We start from the raw sequence: 14,317 nt of genomic DNA on the forward strand, positions 1-14,317 counted from the left end.
GAGATCCCGGGTTCGATGCTGACGCATCGCCCCGGGATGACTTTTTGCGGTCGCTATCCGCGACCGCCAAAAGTCATTTAGGCTGCGGGACGATGCGGATGTAGGGCTTCGGCTCTTTCCAGCCCTGCGGATAGATCGTCTTGGCCTCGTCGTTGGAGACCGAGCCCGCGATGATGACGTCCTCGCCCTGCGACCAGTCGGCCGGGGTGGCGACGCGATGCTTGGCGGTGAGCTGGAGTGAGTCGATGACGCGCAGGATCTCCTGGAAGTTCCGACCCGTCGTCATCGGATAGACCAGCACCAGCTTGATCTTCTTGTCCGGCCCGATGATGAAGACGTTGCGGACGGTCTGGTTGTCGGCCGGCGTGCGGGTGAGGGGATCGCCCGAGGTCGAGGCCGGCAACATTTCGTAGAGCTTGGAGACGTTGAAATCGATGTCGCCGATCATCGGGTAGTTGGGCGCGGCGCCTTGGGTCTCCTTGATGTCATCCGACCATTTGGCATGGCGATCGACCGGATCGACCGAGAGGCCCATCAGCTTCACGCCGCGCTTGTCGAACTCCGGCTTCAGCTTGGCGAGAGCGCCGAGTTCGGTCGTACAAACCGGCGTGAAGTCCTTCGGGTGCGAGAACAAGAGGGCCCAGCTGTTGCCGATCCAGTCGTGGAACTTGATCTTCCCTTCGGTGGTCTCGGCTTCGAAGTCGGGGGCGGTGGCGCCGATCGGAAGTGTCATGGTTCTACCTCATCTCGTTGAATTTACTGAAGAATACACCTTCGGCCATCGGAGCCATTATAAGCGCTTGGCCGGCCCAAGTGAACGCCAAGTGAACCGCCTCAAGTAAAATGTGAATTCTTTCTTCGAAGGGCCGATTTCCCAGCAACTTTCTGTTACAGCGGCGCCTGCGACGAAACATCTCCACCGGAGCCGCCCGGGCTCGATTGCCCCGATAATGCCTTTTATGACTTTCATCACGCTTGCCCGGCGCGTCTAGAACCAGATTGGTCCTGATAGCGACCAATTGGCAACCATCTAGAAAAGTCGCGATCCCCGTATCGAATCGTTAACCACCCCTTTACGCCGGCATGAAAATGCTGGTCGATCAGAAGAAGTCTGGAAGTGAACTATGTCTGCCGCTGCGCCTAAGCCTACCGAGTCGTCGTCCCTCGTGCCGTCCTGCCGCGATACCGCAGCCCATGCCCTCTCCATCGTGCGTGACGGCGTGATCACGGGCGAAGGCCCGACCACCAAGGGAAGGGTGCATTTCTCCCGCTCGCTCGATGCCGATGACACCGCCTGGTGCATGCGCATCCTCACCGCGACCGCCGTCAACGACCAGCCGGTCAGCCGCGCCGAGGCCGAAGTTCTGTTCGAGATCAACGAGGCCGCGACCGAACGCACCGACGGCGGCCGCTTCGACGACCTGCTTGCCAAGGCGGTCGCCCATTATGCCGCCAGCGCCTCGGGCCTGAAGGTGCCGCCGCGCAGCGTCGCGCTGTCGGCTGACACCGAGATCGAGAGCTGGGCGCCGTCCTATGCCTCCAAGGTCAATAGCGAGATGCTGGAGTGGATTGCCGGCCAGATGCGCGGCAAGCGCCAGAACAACCGTCGCCTGATGGCGATGGTGGCGACCTTCCTGGGCGCCACTGCACTGCCTCTGGCGGGCCAATTGCCGAACGTGTTCGACATTGGGATGTAAGATTTTGGGGATGTAAGATTTTGCGCCTCACGTGAGGACGCGAGGGAACGGCGGGGTTATTTCCCCGCCGTTTTTTGTTTGCGGTCCTCCAATCCAAGCTTGTCCACCTCGAGCCCCAGCGTGCGGCCCGGGAAACCAGCGGCATCGAAATAGCGCTGGCTGCCGACGCGCTGGAAGTTCAGCACGGTGACGAGGCCGCCCTCGGCGGGCTTCGACTTCACCGTGCCGGCATAGGCCTTCGGCACGATGCCATTGGGCATGGCCTCGGACATCACGCGGCCGATCAGGCCGCCATTGTGCGAGCTGCGCAGACCCATGAGTTGCGCGGCCGTCATGCCGACATCGGCATTGCTGACCGGAATCTCGTCGACATAGCCGGCTTTGAAGTCCGGACCGATGGCGGCCATGAAGTTCATGGTATCGCCGCGGCTGAAGCTGCCATGCATGCCCTGGCCCTGGCGCAGCACGGTGTCGGCGACCTGCACCGAGCAATTGGTCGGCGCCTCGCCGCAATCGCTGGCATAGGAGCGGAAGTTGACGACGATCGACGGCGTCGGGGTCGCCGACTTGCCGCGCAGATTGATGCTCGACAGCGGCAGCGTCCCGGGGAAGCGGCCGAGCGAATCCTCGACGAACAGGCCGGAGACGTAGTCTTGCTCGAGCAGCGCCTTGATGGTCTTCGCGGCGAGCTTCTTGTCCTTGTTCGGCAGGTAGATCAGGTCCGAGCCGCCATTGGTGGCGACGACGAGGTCCGGCTTGGTGGGATCCTTGCCGAGCACGCCGTTGCCGGCCTTGGGATGCTTGTTGCCTTCGATCTTCACGTTCTTGTCGTTGGGATCGAACAAGGGCAGGTCGAGCACTTTCGCAAGGTCGAGCGCCAGGAAGCCCATCGGCAGGAAGTCCTTGGGCGTATCGTCATAGCTGACCTTGGCCGACGGGCTGGTCTTGCTCTCCTTGGAGATGGTCGAGAAGCCGTGGTCGGCCGAGACGATGATGTTGGTCGAGGCCGCGAGCCCGAGCTCGTCGAGCGCCTTGCGGAGCTGGGCGAGGTTGGCGTCGGCGTTCTTGATGCCGGCCATCGAGGTCGGGCCGTTGATGCCCGGCATGATCTGGTTGAGGCTGTCGCCGGTGTTGTGCTGGCTGCCGTCGGGGTCGCGCGACCAGAACACCAGCACGAAGGGCTTGTTTCGCGCCTTGAACATCGGCAACACCACCTTGGTGGCGACGTCGGCAAAATAGGCCTGCTGCGCGACGTTGGCGACAGTGGTGCCCGGCGTCTTGGCGTCGCCCGCCTTGGAATTGTCGCCGCGCGGCGGCGTGGCGAGGGGCAGGCCGGCCTTGGTCAAAGCGTCCTTCACCTCGTCCGACAGTGCCACGCCGTTCTTGCCGCCGGTGGAATCGTCGAACACGATCGAGTGCAGGCCGGGCTTCTCAGGCTTGTCGGTGTGGTCGAACTGGTAGGTCGGGCCGACCTTGCCGATCGCCGCGGTGCTCAGCCCCTTGTCGCGGGCCATCTTCAGAACGGTCTCTTCGTTGAGGTAGTCGCCCTTGAAATGCTCGTCGATATCGCCGAGCACGGCGTCGTTCTCGATGAAGGGAACCACGGTGTCGCCGGCGGGTACTGAGGTGTAGTTGGTCCAGATCGTGTTGGAGAACACGCCGGTGTCGCCGAGATAATGGCCGGTCGACATCGCCGAGCCGTTGGCCATGGTGAAGGTGGGAAAGAGCGAATGCGGGTTCTTGAAGTTGACGCCCTTGTCGCGAACCTCGGCCATCGCGGGCGTCGTCTCCGGGGTGACCTTCAGCGCGCGCAGACCGTCCGGAATGAACAGGATCAGGTTGCGGGGCGTGTTGTTCTGGGCGGAGGCAAGTCCGGTGGACAGCACGGCCAGTCCGGCGGACAGCAACACCAGTGAACGGCGCATCAAGGTCTCTCCTGCAGTGAGGCGGCATGGCCGCGCTGGCGGCTCGCAGCTTCGTTTAGTTTCGCTGCATGACGGTTTTGTTACAAGGGCCGTGGCCGCCATGCAGGAGGGCTGGGGAGGGGGAGTGGTACGCTCGTGTCCCGGACGCGACGCAGCGCGCAAGCGATGCGGCGCAGAGCCGGGACCCAGCAGGCGACGTCGCTCGCTGCTGCATGGGCCCCGGCTCTGCAGCGCACCGCCGCACCGGACGATGCTTCGCATCGCCGGGGAGGCGCTGCGCTGGTCCGGGGCACGCGAGCGGGAGTTTTGGCGCACACCTGCCTCAACATCGTCATTGCGAGCGCAGCGAAGCAATCCAGGAATGCATCCGCGGAGAGACTCTGGATTGCTTCGCTGCGCTCGCAATGACGGGGTGTGGCAGGAAAATCGCTTTCCAAATGCTACTGTCATTCCCCGCGAAGGCGGGGAATCCAGTACGACGCGGCCTATCGATTGAGCCATAACTGTCTCGGAGTACTGGACCGCCCGGTTAAACCGGGCGATGACAGCGAGTGTGTCGTCGCAGACACAGCTTCGCATCCTCGCGGCGCATTTCGCCCGAGCTTTGCTCGTCGTCTCACCCTCAATTGAAAGAGGGCGCAGGGAAGACCGGGTGCCGGCCGGGCACCCACGGTCCACTGTGCGAAAGGTGGCAACAAGAATTTGCACAGCGGCATACAGGTGAAGCCAAACATCCGGCCTTCCCTGCGCAGTGGTTTTACGGCTTATGTCGCGCTCTCCCCGGGGAGCGATGCACTATTGCCCCCGTCGCCTTGCGGATGGCTGATGCGCATCGCCCGGTCGGGCAACCACATCACCACAAGACTTGACGCACAGACCCCGGGCGTCAGGACCACACGATTTTGCCGTACGCGAACCGCACCCGTCGTTGGCACGAGGTCTTCGCTCACGGCTCTCCGCCCTGCGAAGCTTTTCGCGCCGATGTGGCTCGCGTCCACCGCCCCCCGGCCCGCGTTCGTGACGATCGCGATCCGCCCCTCTTCCTTGGGCCGGGTTGCGCGACACATACGCGGTTTCCGAATTTCGGTAAAGCGGAATATTTTCGACCGAATGCATTGACCCATGAATCGGGTGTTTTGCCCGTCGGGCAGCGCAAGGGATTGTGGCCGCAACCATTCAATCCGGCGCGGTCTGCGCCCGTGGATTGGGTGCAAGGGCCTGCGCCGGCTTCGTCGCGGCCGGAAAGAGCTCTGTCTTGGCGAGATCGCGGCGGAGCGACGACGGCGCGGTGTGCAGGGCAAAGGCGATCGCGATCTGCGTTCTGTTCTGAAGCCGGTACTTGCGCATGATGTTGCCGATGTGCGCCCGCACCGTGTTCTCCGAGATGTTGAGCTCGTAGGCGATGTTCTTGTTCTGCATCCCCCGCGCGATCAGCGTCATCAGCTCTCGTTCGCGCGGTGTCGGCGCGATCAAATCTTTCGGATCCGAGCTCATGGCTGCCTCCCTGGCCTTTGCGAACATCCCGGCATCTCTCACTCCGTCTTGAGCGCCTCGATCGGACTCAGCTTGGACGCCTTGTGAGCTGGATAAAAACCAAAGACGAGGCCGGTCGCGATCGAGAAGACGAGAGACAGGCCGATCGCCTGGCCGTCGATCGAGGTAACCCACCCGGCCATGCGGGCGACCGTCATCGAGAGCGTGATGCCGCCGGCGACGCCGATGGCACCGCCGAGCAGGCAGAGGACGAGCGCTTCGCAGAGAAACTGCAGACGGATGTCGCGCATCCGCCCGCCGAGCGCCCGGCGGATGCCGATCTCCCGGGTGCGCTCGGTGACCGACACGATCATGACGTTCATGATGCTGATGCCGCCGACGAGCAGCGAGACCGAGGCGATGGCGACGAGCAGCAACGCGACGGTGCGGATCGCGCCCTGCTGCGCCTCCATGGCGGCGGCGGGATCCTGGACCTTGAAGTCGTCGTCCTGGCCGGCGGGGATGCGGTGGCGCTGCCGCAGCAGGTTCTCGATCTCCGCTCGCGCGCCCGCCATCTGACCGTCTGCGGCCACCTTGGCGATGATGTAGGCGACCGAGTCGCGGTTGATGTTGCTGGCGCTGCCGAGGAAGCGCAGCTTGGCCGTGGTGAGCGGCACGAAGGCGACGTCGTCCTGAGCGGGTCCCTTGCGGTCGAGCACGCCGACCACCTCGAGCGGGACCTTCATGATCCTGATCTGCGCGCCGATGGGATCGTCGCCGGGTGCGAACAGCTCGCGCGCGACCGTGCTTCCGAGGATCACGACCTTGCCGGCGCCGGCTTCCTCGGTGGCGGAGAAATAGCGCCCGGCCGCGAGCTGCCAGTCGCGCACCATGAAGTGGCCGGTGGTCGTGCCGTTGATCGTCGTGTTCCAGTTCTTGCCCTCGTGGATGACCTGCGCCGTCCCGGCGATGGAGCCGGCCGCGGCCTGGATTTCCGGGATCTGCTCGAGAATGGCCTGCACGTCGCTCTCGGTCATCGTCAGCTTGCTGCCGTCCTTGAGACGCACGCCGCCCTGATAGACCGCGCCGGGGGTGATCATCAGCACGTTGGCGCCGATCGAACGGATCTGCTCCTGCAGACGTAGCTGCGCGCCGGCGCCGATCGCGAACACCGTCACGATCGAGGCGACCCCGATCACGATGCCGAGCATGGTGAGGAAGCTGCGCAGCGGATTGAGGCGAAGGGCGTGCAACGCGATCTGAAAGCCCTGGAGTATCGTCATGACGCAGCGCTCCGTCTCGGCAGCAGCTCCGCCACCGTTTCGTCGCTGACGAGCTCACCGTCATGCAGGTGGATCGTGCGCCGGCACTGGGTCGCGATGCCGGGATCGTGGGTGATCATGACGATGGTCTGGCCGGTCCGGTTGAGCGCGGCGAACAGGGAGAGAATCTCGGCACCGGTGCGGCTGTCGAGCGCGCCGGTCGGCTCGTCGGCGAGCACGATCAGCGGGGAGGCGATCAGTGCGCGCGCGATCGCGACGCGCTGCTGCTCGCCGCCGGAGAGCTGCCGCGGGAAGTGATGGGCCCGGTGCAGCATGCCGACGGCCTGAAGACTCGCTTCCGCGCGCGCCAGCCGTTCCTTGCGCGCGATGCCGCAATAGACCAGCGGCAGTGCGACGTTCTCGATGGCATCGTGGCGCGCGAGCAGATTGTAGGATTGGAACACGAAGCCGATGCTGCGGGCGCGCAGGGACGACCGGCGATCTTCCGTGAGATCGGCGACGTTGGCGCCTTGGAGATAGACCGCGCCCTCGCTCGGCAGGTCGAGCAATCCGATCATGTTCATCAGCGTCGACTTGCCGGAGCCGGACGGCCCCATCACCGCGACGATCTCGCCTTGCGCGATATCGAAGCTGACATTGCGCACCGCCGCCACCGCGACGCCCTCGGTGCGATAGGTCCTGCTGACCGACTGGAGGCTGATGAGGGGCGAGGCGGTCATGATCCGAACCTGATGCCGAGAATTTCCATGCCGGCCGGACGGATGGCCTGGCCGACGGCGACCTCGCTGCCCTCGACGAGATCTCCGCTCCGGAGCGCGACCTGCTCGGTGCCGGCGGCGCCGACCGTCACCGCCACCCGCTGCAGCGCGCCGCCGGCGGTGCGCACCCACACGCCGCTACGTGCCGCGGTGTCCGGCCGTGTGCCGGCCGGCTGGAACCGCAGCGCTGCGAGCGGCACTTTCAGCACGTCGTCCTGGCGTTCGATGACGATCTTCACCAGGGCGGTCATTCCCGGCAGCAGCGCGCCGTCGAGATTGGCGGTCGCAAGCACCACGGTGTAGGTGACGACGTGCTGCTGGGTCTGCGGCGCCTTGCGCACCTGGCGCACCACCGCCTCGAAGCGGCGGTCCGGGTAGGCGTCGACGGTGAAATGCGCGTGCTGCCCGGGCGCGATGCGGCCGATGTCGGCTTCATCGACCTGCGCGTGAATCTCCATGTCCTCCAGGCGGTGCGCCACCATGAAGGTGGTGCGTGCTTCCAGTCCGACCGCGAGCGTCTGCCCCTCGTTGACGAACCGGCCGACCACGACGCCGTCGATCGGCGAACGGATCACGGTGCGGTCGAGATCGGCCTGGGCCGCGGCGAGAACGGCGGCTTTCTCCGGCACCGCCATGCGAGCCTGCTGCAGCTCCGCCTCGATGCGGCGGACGTCGGCCTGCGCGCCCTCCACCGAAAAGGAGTTGAGGGACATCAGGATCTCGGCTTCACGTTCCTGGGCGAGGCGCGCGGTGAACTCGGTCTGCGCGTCGTCGACCGCCGTGGTCGCCACCACGTTCTGCGATTGCAGCGCCAGCTTCCGCTGCAGCGTCTTCTGAGCCGAGGACTTCACCGCCTGCGCGCTCTCGAGCTTGGCCGCGAGCACGTCGCGGCTGCCCCTCGCGTTCTGCAGATCGATCCTGGCGCGATCGAGCTTGGCCCTGGCGATGTCGACCAGGGCATTGGCGACGGCCAGCGACGCCCTGGCCTCGTCGACCTTGGCTGCAAAGCTGCGCGGATCGATCAGAGCGAGCGGCTGATCCTTGGCGACGGGGTCGTTGAAGTCGACATAAACACGGGCGAGCTGCCCCGACAGTTGGGAGCCCACCTCGATCGTCTTGACCGGCTGCAGGGCGCCGGTGACGGTGACGGTCTGCTCGACGCTGCCGCGCTGGATCGAGGCATAGCGGAACATGGGTGCGTCCGACCCGAAGGTCGGAACCTCGCGGGTGGAGGGGATCAGCAGCCGCCTGGTCTGGTCATAGGCGCGAGCCGCCGTGTCTGCCGCGCTCCCGGCGGCGCCGGCAATCATGCCCGGCCCGGCGTAGATCGCAGCGAGGCCGCACGCAGCTCCGAGCAAGGCAAATGCTGGCACAAATCGCATATCAAAACTCGCCGATTGAAATGACTTCGGGGAATCGGGAAAAAGTGGCACGCTCGCTATGGTTGTAAAGTATGGAAAGTCGTATCGAATGTCAGTATGTCGTCCTCGCCGGGCTGACGGTCGGGTGCGCCTCGTCATCCAGTAGTAAAGCAGGTGGGGTGCTACTTTTCGTGATTTGATCGGGATGCATACCGAGCGTATCGATACGAGGCGCGCGGTATCGAACTCGATAAGCTGACTGAACGTCCCGTCTGGTCCGGCCAGAGCGGCCAGCAGCAGGCGTGCTAGTCGGCACGTGGGTGGCGATGCCATGACGCAGCCGGCGATCCGACGACGCAGCATTGCCGCATTCTCCAAATCGTCCCGCCGCGATGCCGCCGGCGACAAGATCGAAGCCCTCCCATCACGAAGCCCGATATGTGAATGCCTTCACTCGTCTCCGGCGCGTGTTGGCCCTATGACTTCGAACCGGCGGACCGACGCGCTTCGCTCGATCTGCGCGAATCATCCAAGCACCTTGATCTCGCTTGCAAGAAGAATGGATAGCTCGTTGCCTTTTCATCGAGCCCCAAGCCGGGGAGCCCCATGAGTTCAGATCAAGCCACAGTTTACGTCGTTGACGACGAAGCCCAGATTCGAGCCGCGATCGGAAGTCTCTGCGAGGAGACCGGGCATCAGGTCAAGCTGTTCGCCTCGACCGAAGAGTTTCTCGCCGAGACCGTTTCGCCCGGGCCGTCATGCCTCGTGCTCGACGTGCGGTTTCCCGGCACGTCGCCGACCGGGCTCGAGCTGCAGCGCCGGCTGGCCGAGATGGGCGTGTCAATTCCGATCGTCTTCATCAGCGGCTACTCCGACGTCCGCGTCTCGGTCGAGGCGATGAAGCGCGGCGCGGTGGAGTTTCTGCCCAAGCCCTTTCGCGAGCAGGAGATCCTCGATGCCATCAGGCACGGCATCGAGCGCGACCGCAGGCGGCTGCAACGCGAAGACAGCGTGCGTGAAGCCCGCCAGCGCGTCGAGATGCTGACGGCGAGAGAGCGCGAGATCATGCTGCTGATGGCCGAAGGGCTCGTCGCCAAGCAGATCGCAGCAAGACTTGGCGTGAGCGAAGTGACGGCGAAGGTCCATCGCACCAGGATGATGCGAAAGCTGGAGCTGCGTACGCCGATCGAAGTGGTGCGGCTGGTCGACAGCATGGGGCGCGAAGCGGAGACGACACGCAGCGTCTAGTCCGGAGCGACTAGCATGAACTGCAGTCTGTCACGCAGGCCAGGATCGGTTCAGAGTCATCCCTACGATGTCGGCCTCTTTTCCGGGAAGGCATCCGAAACTAGTCAGACAACTTGGCCAGAAAGGGATACTCCATGCGTAAATTGTTTTTTGCATCCGTTGCCGTGCTCGCTCTGTCCTCCGCGGCTCAGGCCGCCAACACCTCCACCACGGTGCAGGTCGGCGTCGTGAATACTTCGAGCGTTTCGCAGCAGGGCCTCACCAACGACACGTCCTCGACCAGCCAGCTCGGCATCATCAACAGTGCGACGACGATGCAGGGCACCAGCGCGGCCTCGCTCAACAACGGCAGCACGGTGAACCAGGTCGGCGTGCAGAACTCGGCGGCCACCGGCCAGGTGGCGTTCGGCAACAACGGCAGCTCGATCACCCAGAACTCGTTCGGGCCCGCCGCGCTTCAGAACAACGCCGCCGCCGTCGGCCAGATCAGTGCATTCGGCATCAACGGCAGCACCGTCTCGCAGACGGCGCACTGAAGCCACGGTTCGTTTGGGCCGGACGCACCCAGATCGGTGCGTCCGGGCCATTCCGGGACCGCACCCGGGCAGGGCGATCAATTGCGACGCTCGCTCATTCTCGCGGAGGACATGACATGCGGATCACCTATTTCATTGCAACGGTTGCGGCATTCGCTGCACTGACGGCAGCCGATGCCCGGGCCGGCAACTCGGCCAGCGTGCTGCAATTCGGCACGACCAACACTTCGTTCATTTCGCAGAGCGGCGGCACCAGCAACAGCGCCACGACGCTGCAGTTCGGCGCCACCAATACCGCGACCACCTTGCAGACGGGCTCGCTGCTCACGGTCAACACCGCGGTGATCGGGCAGGGCGGCACCACTGCGACCGCAACCAATACCGCACTGACCGGCCAGGTCGGCGGCGCCAATTCGAGCCTGATAGGCCAGATCGGCGCGAACAACACCGCCGGAGTCGGACAGCTCGGGATCCTGAACGGATCGACTGTTCTCCAGCAGGCGCCGTGAGCAGATTCGAAGTGGTGAGGCATGTCATGAAACGTCATCTGGGCGGCGCGTGTGCCGCAACGCTCGCTCTGTTCCTGGCCAGCGCCCTTTCGGCGACAGCACAAACGGCCGACATCAAGACCATCGTCTCGGTCGGCGGACCGCCCGTCGTGCTGAACCAGAACAGCCAGCTCAACATGGCGGGCGTGTTCATGATCGGAGGCACGACCAGCGCGACCGTGACGCAGAACGGCAGCAACAACGCCACGGGCGTCCTGCAGTTCGGCGGAACGAGTTCCGCATCGATCGGGCAGGCCGGGGTCAACAACTTCGCCTATGTCGGCCAGGCCGGCCAGTCGGCGACCAGCCTGATATCCCAGCTCGGCACGATGAATGCGGGCACGGTGGCGCAGTTCGGCACCGTCAACGCCTCGACCATCGTCCAGACCGGCCCCTGACGCGCGAGCGATCTCGTCAGTGTCGACAACCAACGGGGAAGCGCGATGCGAGGCGGCAGTCAGGTGCTGAGGCGGGCTTTGGCCCTGGCGGCAATGCTCGCCGCCATCGGTGCGGCGACGCAGGCGTGCGCCGGGACCGTCCAGCGCAGCGTGACCAACCGGAACGTCAGCATCGAAACGGTCGTGCAGTTCGGCGACAATGTTCAGCCTGTCACGATCGAGGAGAACAGCCGCATCAACATCGCGCGGGTGATCCAGGTCGGCGGGACCGGCACGGTGGACGCGACCATCATCCAGAACGGCACGCGCAACTATGCCAATGTGATCCAGGTCGGCGGCACCACCAATGCGGCGATCGGTCAATCCGGGGTGACCAACACCGCCGAGATCACCCAGATCGGCAATTCGACCAACGCGCTCCTGCTCCAGATCGGAGACATGAACACGGGAGCGGTGAGGCAGTTCGGGCGTTTCAACTGGCTGGCGATCTTCCAGTTCGGCCGATGATGGAGGTGTGACATGAAGCTGCTTCTGATCGTATCCGGACTGGGGTTCATGAGCGTGGTTGCAATGGCGCCGGCCGGGGCCAGCGACGGTCATACCACAGTGGTCCAGGACGAGAACGGCACCTCGGTCATCACGCAGAGCGGTGATCCGGCAGAGGCCGAGGTCAAGATCGAGAAGGAGCCCGGGCGCACGACGGTCTATCGCCGCAGCGGCGGCAATACCGCGATCGTGACACAGGGCAGCGCAAGCCCGCAGGACATGCTCGACTGGCTGCGCAAGCAGCAGGGCCGCTGACGGGACGAAGTCGCTGAAATCAGACGGGAATTCCGGGCGTTCTGCCGCACCCGGTTCCCGGCTAATCGCGTGCCTTAACCAATAATTAATTATACGTTTGCGGGTGGGCGACGGCCCGGCCTAGCCTCCCCGCGGGGAGCTGCTTTCGCAAAGCCAAACCAGTGTGGTGCGTATCATGATTGCCAGATCACATGGGGCGTTGGTCGCCTCGCTCAGCGCCGCTATGCTGCTGCTGAGCTCCGCTGACAGTTTTTCCAGACCCGCTGGCGCCGCGGCGCCAGGCGTTGCAGCAGCAGCCGCCCCGCCGCACGCGGCCCGTCCGCACGTGGGGCCGGGCGCCCGGTTCCACCGCCGCAGCGCGCCCTGGGTCTACTGGCCGGGCGGCGGCGGATACTTCTACGACGGCGCCGGCTACAGCCAGCCCTTCGCCGATATGAACCAGTCGCTCTCCGCCGATGTTCGCTACACCTACACCTATGATGTGCCCTGGGATTGGACGCATCGTTATCCGCCGAACGTCGTGCCGTCCGATCGGCCCTATGTGCCGAGCTGCCCGACGGAGCAGGTGACGGTGCCCGGCCGCGGCGGCAGCGAGCACACCGTCAACATCATGCGCTGCTATTGAGTTAACCCAGCTCGAAGCTGGTCACGCCGAAGACGCGGTCGAGCCGCAGCGGCGGGATCGGCCCGGTGTACATCCGCGCCGTCTCGAACGCCGGCTTCAGGCCGAGCTCCTCGGCGAGCGCGATTGCGGCGGAATTGATGGCGGGGACGTCGAGGAAGACCTCGCCCGCGCCCGCGCTTCCGAGCAGGGCCTGCACGACTTGATCCGCGGCTGTGCGGTCGTCGGCGACGAGCGGGCCGATCTTGTAGCCCGTCCGGCAGGGACGGATCACGCCCCATGCGGCGAGCCTGCCGTCGCGCAGCAACGCGCGGCCGACGTGACCTCGTGTGTTGATCCAGGCGCGCAGGAAGGCGCTGCGCGCGGCGGGGAAGACGGTCGCGTCATCGGCGTCCACCAGCGCAAACGGGACCTTGTCGAGCGCAACGACATCGGCCGGCGGCTTCGCGGATCCCGCAACAGTGCCGCCATAGCGGATGTTGGCGTAGGCGAGCTGGAATCCCGACTTCTTGTAATTCTCCTGCTGCGCCACCACGCCGTCGAGGCCGATCACGCGCGCGCCCGCATGCGCGATCGCTGCGTTCCAGATGCGCAGGCCATGGCCGGCGCCGCGAAAGCGCTCGCGCACGATATAGAAGCCCAGGAAGGCGAAGCGGTCGTCGTAATTGACGCAGGAGACGGTCGCGACCGGCTCATCGTCGATCTCGCCGACGAAGAAGCTTTGGCGATCGGGGATCGCAAAGCAGGCGGCATCCGCCAGCCCCGGATTCCAGCCCTCCGCCGCGGCCCAGTCGACGGCGAGGGCGATTTCGTCGGGCCGCAAATTGCGGATCTGCAGATCACTCATTTCAAGCCGCTCGTGTTGGATGCCTTGGGCCATGGACCTGCCGACAGGTCTGGCTGTAGAAGGCCTCATGATAGGCCGAGCCTGCGGCTCGCCTCAACTGAAGGGATCATCGGTCATGGCAGCGGAGAAGGTTGCGCTCGTTACCGCCGGCGGCAGCGGCATGGGGGCGGGGGCTGCGCGGCGGCTGGCGGCGGACGGGTTTCGCGTTGCGATCCTGTCGTCCTCGGGCAAGGGCGAGGCGCTGGCGGCCGAGCTCGGCGGGATCGGCGTCACCGGCTCGAACCAGTCGAACGACGACCTGAAGCGCCTCGTCGAGGCCGCGATGGCGAAGTGGGGGCGGATCGACGTGCTCGTCAACAGCGCCGGGCATGGGCCGCGTGCCCCCATCACCGAGATCACCGACGAGCAGTGGCACACCGGCCTCGACACTTATCTCCTGAACGTGATCCGTCCGACCCGGCTGGTCACGCCGCTGATGCAGGCGCAGAAGGGCGGCGCCATCATCAACATCTCGACCGCCTGGGCGTTCGAGCCCAGCGCGATGTTCCCGACCTCGGCGGTGTTCCGCGCAGGGCTCGCCGCCTTCACCAAGATCTTCACCGACACTTACGCGGCCGACAATGTCCGCATGAACAACGTGCTGCCGGGCTGGATCGACAGCCTGCCGCAGCAGGACGCGCGACGCGACAGCGTGCCGATGAAGCGCTACGGCAAGGTCGAGGAGATCGCGGCGACGATCTCGTTCCTGGCCTCCGACGGCGCCGCCTACATCACCGGCCAGAACATCCGCGTCGATGGCGGGCTGATGCGCTCGGTCTGA

16 protein-coding genes are annotated in these 14,317 nt (G+C 65.0%); 9 read left to right on the forward strand and 7 right to left on the reverse strand.

What is annotated here, in order from left to right; genetic code table 11:
• Positions 1-73: 73 nt before the first annotated feature.
• Positions 74-733, reverse strand: coding sequence for a peroxiredoxin (locus ACNJYA_RS16285; RefSeq protein ID WP_172783254.1), 660 nt, complete (start codon positions 731-733; stop codon positions 74-76).
• Positions 734-1,124: 391 nt separating this feature from the next.
• On the opposite strand from ACNJYA_RS16285, the gene ACNJYA_RS16290 reads away from it, so the two are divergent.
• Positions 1,125-1,697: a hypothetical protein gene (locus ACNJYA_RS16290; RefSeq protein ID WP_172783255.1), complete on the forward strand. Its 573-nt coding sequence runs from the start codon at positions 1,125-1,127 to the stop codon at positions 1,695-1,697.
• Positions 1,698-1,753: 56 nt separating this feature from the next.
• Here the strand turns inward: ACNJYA_RS16290 and ACNJYA_RS16295 are convergent, their stop codons facing one another.
• The 5 genes from ACNJYA_RS16295 to ACNJYA_RS16315 form a co-directional block, all read right to left on the reverse strand.
• Positions 1,754-3,622: an alkaline phosphatase family protein gene (locus tag ACNJYA_RS16295; RefSeq protein WP_439403238.1), complete on the reverse strand. Its 1,869-nt coding sequence runs from the start codon at positions 3,620-3,622 to the stop codon at positions 1,754-1,756.
• A gap of 1,176 nt (positions 3,623-4,798) precedes the next feature.
• Positions 4,799-5,116, reverse strand: coding sequence for a response regulator transcription factor (locus ACNJYA_RS16300; protein ID WP_172783257.1), 318 nt, complete (start codon positions 5,114-5,116; stop codon positions 4,799-4,801).
• A gap of 38 nt (positions 5,117-5,154) precedes the next feature.
• On the reverse strand, positions 5,155-6,378 hold the full coding sequence (locus tag ACNJYA_RS16305; RefSeq protein WP_212254985.1) for an ABC transporter permease: 1,224 nt from the start codon (positions 6,376-6,378) through the stop codon (positions 5,155-5,157).
• Positions 6,375-7,097, reverse strand: a complete 723-nt coding sequence (locus ACNJYA_RS16310) for an ABC transporter ATP-binding protein (RefSeq protein ID WP_212254986.1) — start codon at positions 7,095-7,097, stop codon at positions 6,375-6,377. The genes ACNJYA_RS16305 and ACNJYA_RS16310 overlap by 4 nt, the downstream gene beginning before the upstream one ends.
• Positions 7,094-8,518 carry an efflux RND transporter periplasmic adaptor subunit gene (locus tag ACNJYA_RS16315; protein ID WP_439403239.1) on the reverse strand — a complete coding sequence of 475 codons (1,425 nt, stop codon included), beginning with the start codon at positions 8,516-8,518 and terminating at the stop codon, positions 7,094-7,096. The genes ACNJYA_RS16310 and ACNJYA_RS16315 overlap by 4 nt, the downstream gene beginning before the upstream one ends.
• Positions 8,519-9,103: 585 nt before the next feature.
• On the opposite strand from ACNJYA_RS16315, the gene ACNJYA_RS16320 reads away from it, so the two are divergent.
• The 7 genes from ACNJYA_RS16320 to ACNJYA_RS16350 all read left to right on the forward strand — a co-directional run bounded on the left by ACNJYA_RS16320 (position 9,104) and on the right by ACNJYA_RS16350 (position 12,653).
• Positions 9,104-9,745: a response regulator transcription factor gene (locus tag ACNJYA_RS16320; RefSeq protein WP_212254988.1), complete on the forward strand. Its 642-nt coding sequence runs from the start codon at positions 9,104-9,106 to the stop codon at positions 9,743-9,745.
• A gap of 134 nt (positions 9,746-9,879) precedes the next feature.
• Positions 9,880-10,281, forward strand: a complete 402-nt coding sequence (locus ACNJYA_RS16325) for a curlin subunit CsgB (RefSeq protein ID WP_439366885.1) — start codon at positions 9,880-9,882, stop codon at positions 10,279-10,281.
• A 116-nt stretch (positions 10,282-10,397) separates the two neighbouring features.
• Entirely contained in the window at positions 10,398-10,790 is a 393-nt protein-coding gene (locus ACNJYA_RS16330; RefSeq protein WP_260379686.1) for a curlin, read from the forward strand.
• A gap of 26 nt (positions 10,791-10,816) precedes the next feature.
• On the forward strand, positions 10,817-11,227 hold the full coding sequence (locus ACNJYA_RS16335) for a curlin (protein ID WP_439403240.1): 411 nt from the start codon (positions 10,817-10,819) through the stop codon (positions 11,225-11,227).
• 45 nt (positions 11,228-11,272) lie between these two features.
• Positions 11,273-11,734: a curlin gene (locus ACNJYA_RS16340; RefSeq protein ID WP_439403241.1), complete on the forward strand. Its 462-nt coding sequence runs from the start codon at positions 11,273-11,275 to the stop codon at positions 11,732-11,734.
• A gap of 12 nt (positions 11,735-11,746) precedes the next feature.
• Positions 11,747-12,028 (forward strand): hypothetical protein, encoded by a 282-nt coding sequence (locus tag ACNJYA_RS16345; RefSeq protein WP_439403242.1) that lies wholly within the window; start codon positions 11,747-11,749, stop codon positions 12,026-12,028.
• Between the two features lie 175 nt (positions 12,029-12,203).
• Positions 12,204-12,653 (forward strand): hypothetical protein, encoded by a 450-nt coding sequence (locus ACNJYA_RS16350; RefSeq protein WP_212254991.1) that lies wholly within the window; start codon positions 12,204-12,206, stop codon positions 12,651-12,653.
• Between the two features lies 1 nt (position 12,654).
• Here the strand turns inward: ACNJYA_RS16350 and ACNJYA_RS16355 are convergent, their stop codons facing one another.
• Complete coding sequence (locus ACNJYA_RS16355) at positions 12,655-13,497, reverse strand: GNAT family N-acetyltransferase (RefSeq protein ID WP_439403243.1); 843 nt, start codon at positions 13,495-13,497, stop codon at positions 12,655-12,657.
• A 115-nt stretch (positions 13,498-13,612) separates the two neighbouring features.
• Between ACNJYA_RS16355 and ACNJYA_RS16360 the strand changes: the two genes are divergently transcribed.
• Entirely contained in the window at positions 13,613-14,317 is a 705-nt protein-coding gene (locus ACNJYA_RS16360) for an SDR family oxidoreductase (protein ID WP_172783269.1), read from the forward strand.

The sequence above is a fragment of the Bradyrhizobium sp. BLXBL-01 genome (assembly GCF_051853025.1).
Lineage (GTDB): Bacteria > Pseudomonadota > Alphaproteobacteria > Rhizobiales > Xanthobacteraceae > Bradyrhizobium.

What these genes read in the sequence shown, in the direction of transcription:
- ACNJYA_RS16325 (WP_439366885.1), top strand. Translation starts at nt 9,880, where the DNA reads ATGCGTAAATTGTTTTTTGCATCCGTTGCCGTGCTCGCTCTGTCCTCC.
- ACNJYA_RS16345 (WP_439403242.1), top strand. Translation starts at nt 11,747, where the DNA reads ATGAAGCTGCTTCTGATCGTATCCGGACTGGGGTTCATGAGCGTGGTT.
- ACNJYA_RS16285 (WP_172783254.1), bottom strand. Translation starts at nt 733, where the DNA reads ATGACACTTCCGATCGGCGCCACCGCCCCCGACTTCGAAGCCGAGACC.
- ACNJYA_RS16315 (WP_439403239.1), bottom strand. Translation starts at nt 8,518, where the DNA reads ATGCGATTTGTGCCAGCATTTGCCTTGCTCGGAGCTGCGTGCGGCCTC.
- ACNJYA_RS16320 (WP_212254988.1), top strand. Translation starts at nt 9,104, where the DNA reads ATGAGTTCAGATCAAGCCACAGTTTACGTCGTTGACGACGAAGCCCAG.
- ACNJYA_RS16300 (WP_172783257.1), bottom strand. Translation starts at nt 5,116, where the DNA reads ATGAGCTCGGATCCGAAAGATTTGATCGCGCCGACACCGCGCGAACGA.
- ACNJYA_RS16335 (WP_439403240.1), top strand. Translation starts at nt 10,817, where the DNA reads ATGAAACGTCATCTGGGCGGCGCGTGTGCCGCAACGCTCGCTCTGTTC.
- ACNJYA_RS16360 (WP_172783269.1), top strand. Translation starts at nt 13,613, where the DNA reads ATGGCAGCGGAGAAGGTTGCGCTCGTTACCGCCGGCGGCAGCGGCATG.
- ACNJYA_RS16355 (WP_439403243.1), bottom strand. Translation starts at nt 13,497, where the DNA reads ATGAGTGATCTGCAGATCCGCAATTTGCGGCCCGACGAAATCGCCCTC.
- ACNJYA_RS16330 (WP_260379686.1), top strand. Translation starts at nt 10,398, where the DNA reads ATGCGGATCACCTATTTCATTGCAACGGTTGCGGCATTCGCTGCACTG.
- ACNJYA_RS16350 (WP_212254991.1), top strand. Translation starts at nt 12,204, where the DNA reads ATGATTGCCAGATCACATGGGGCGTTGGTCGCCTCGCTCAGCGCCGCT.
- ACNJYA_RS16290 (WP_172783255.1), top strand. Translation starts at nt 1,125, where the DNA reads ATGTCTGCCGCTGCGCCTAAGCCTACCGAGTCGTCGTCCCTCGTGCCG.
- ACNJYA_RS16310 (WP_212254986.1), bottom strand. Translation starts at nt 7,097, where the DNA reads ATGACCGCCTCGCCCCTCATCAGCCTCCAGTCGGTCAGCAGGACCTAT.
- ACNJYA_RS16295 (WP_439403238.1), bottom strand. Translation starts at nt 3,622, where the DNA reads ATGCGCCGTTCACTGGTGTTGCTGTCCGCCGGACTGGCCGTGCTGTCC.
- ACNJYA_RS16305 (WP_212254985.1), bottom strand. Translation starts at nt 6,378, where the DNA reads ATGACGATACTCCAGGGCTTTCAGATCGCGTTGCACGCCCTTCGCCTC.
- ACNJYA_RS16340 (WP_439403241.1), top strand. Translation starts at nt 11,273, where the DNA reads ATGCGAGGCGGCAGTCAGGTGCTGAGGCGGGCTTTGGCCCTGGCGGCA.